This window comes from Niveispirillum sp., assembly GCF_052437035.1.
Classification (GTDB): Bacteria; Pseudomonadota; Alphaproteobacteria; order Azospirillales; family Azospirillaceae; genus Niveispirillum.
The window spans coordinates 1-268 of the sequence record NZ_JBQVOH010000068.1 but is presented as its reverse complement, the minus strand read 5'-3'; the positions used below and the strand labels follow the sequence as shown (position 1 = coordinate 268).

Sequence of the window (268 nt, the reverse complement as noted above, 5' to 3'; positions counted from 1 at the left end):
TCAACCCGGTTATTTGCCGTCGTCAGGCCGAGAACGATCAGGATCTGCGCCAGCGCGTAAGTTGCCCAGATCGCCTGGGCCGTCCAGGGGCCGAGCGCCAGGAAACGGCCGCCGGCGATCAGCGCGTCCGAAATCACGAACAGCGTCGCGCCGACGGGAATCGCCAGGCCCGGCTGGTTCCAGGCGGCCAGCGCCATCGCCAGGATCGCCGCGACGTAGAGGCCGACCGGCCAGGCGAGCGCGCCCAGCCGCGGCCACAGGATGGAAA

At 69.8% G+C, this 268-nt stretch carries 1 protein-coding gene; it reads right to left on the bottom strand.

Annotated features, from left to right (window positions below; genetic code table 11):
* Window positions 1-268, bottom strand: a 268-nt coding sequence (locus tag ACT6Q8_RS25710; protein ID WP_444739510.1) for a lysoplasmalogenase family protein, incomplete at both ends; no start/stop codon positions are given.